Annotated in this window: 2 protein-coding genes; one reads left to right on the top strand and one right to left on the bottom strand. The window is 48.3% G+C overall.

Annotated elements, in window-relative coordinates:
* A partial coding sequence (locus KDK14_RS08375) for a hypothetical protein (RefSeq protein WP_257264639.1) occupies positions 1-189 on the top strand: 189 nt, incomplete at its 5' end.
* A 30-nt stretch (positions 190-219) separates the two neighbouring features.
* Here KDK14_RS08375 and KDK14_RS08370 read toward each other — a convergent pair.
* Positions 220-999, bottom strand: a complete 780-nt coding sequence (locus tag KDK14_RS08370) for an MATH domain-containing protein (RefSeq protein WP_257264638.1) — start codon at positions 997-999, stop codon at positions 220-222.
* Positions 1,000-1,145: the final 146 nt, after the last annotated feature.

The following is a 1,145-nucleotide window of genomic DNA, read 5'->3' as shown; positions in this document are numbered from 1 at the left end:
GCTGCCCCGAAACTCGCGCACGACCACATGGATGTGGGAGCCAGGGCGACGCAGGATGCCAAAGCCCGGGACCTTGTCGCTTCGGGGGCATTCCGGTGGTCCGGCATTCCGGTGGTCCGGCATTCCGGTGAGCGTCTTGCAGAAGGAAAACCCCACTGTAATCGGGTAGCAGTAGGGCCGCGCAGTTAGGGCGGCCATCTGCCTGGCGGCGGGAGGATGTCAATTGATCCTTCCTTGCTGACTATCCTGAGGGCTTTGATCAGTATCTCCTACCGTGACCTCGATAAACATGGTGTCATCTTTAACGTATGCATAACGCCGATCATTCAGCGAATTGAGTGCCATAAACAGAGGACAGCCAGAGGCGATGTTACATTCCGACTTGGGTCTTCGAAAAGATGATGAACCCTTCTTGGGGAGGAATGTGTCTTGCACGTCTGCTACACGATTCTGATCATGAATCTTAAAAGTTACCATGCGTGAAAACGGCCAATTCAGAAGAGCATCGCATTCACCTCTCATTACCACCAAAAACAAGCTGATATGTGTTCCTTTTCCCATGCCATCACCATTCAAGTAGACCCTTGCGGACAATTTATAACCGTTCTGGCTTGTTAAGAATACGGGTGAAGGTATGAAACGTTTTCTGCCATCGATAGCGTCCTGGCGTTTGGAAGCAAAGTCGTCGATCTTCCAAACCAAGGTACCATCTATGGGCACCAGGGTGTTGTTTACTTTGTTAACTGGATCAATACTGGCAGTTGCGGGCAAGTCAGGTTTTTTTTCATTTCTGAACTCACAGAACAAGTGAAAAACACTGGCAAGTTCAGCTTCGAGATTTTCGAGTTTTTGGCAGTTTTGTCCGAAGCTACTTTCAAGGTCATTTAAACGCTGTGCAAATCCAGGTGGTAGCGGGGTACTGGATTGCTGCCTCTGTGCTTGAAGACTTCGGTTAACTTCCAGGGTGAGTTTCTGCATATCCTGTTGCAGCAATTCCATTTTTTTTTCCAGTGGTACCACTCTTTTTTCAATGGGTGGTTCTGGCTTTTTGATTTGTGTTTCCAGCTGATCTACCCGGTTAAGAAGCGCATCTAAGTAGTTGGCCAAATGGAATCGTATATTTCTGGCTAAGTGGACAGTTACTA

The sequence above is a fragment of the Endozoicomonas sp. ONNA2 genome, assembly GCF_024606365.1.
Classification (GTDB): Bacteria; Pseudomonadota; Gammaproteobacteria; order Pseudomonadales; family Endozoicomonadaceae; genus Endozoicomonas.
Note: the sequence above shows the minus strand (reverse complement) of the source record. Positions and strands in the feature narration are given on the sequence as shown.

Bases quoted from the DNA above. Each gene is read 5' to 3' on its own strand.
- KDK14_RS08370 (WP_257264638.1), bottom strand. From the start codon at position 999: ATGGAATTGCTGCAACAGGATATGCAGAAACTCACCCTGGAAGTTAAC.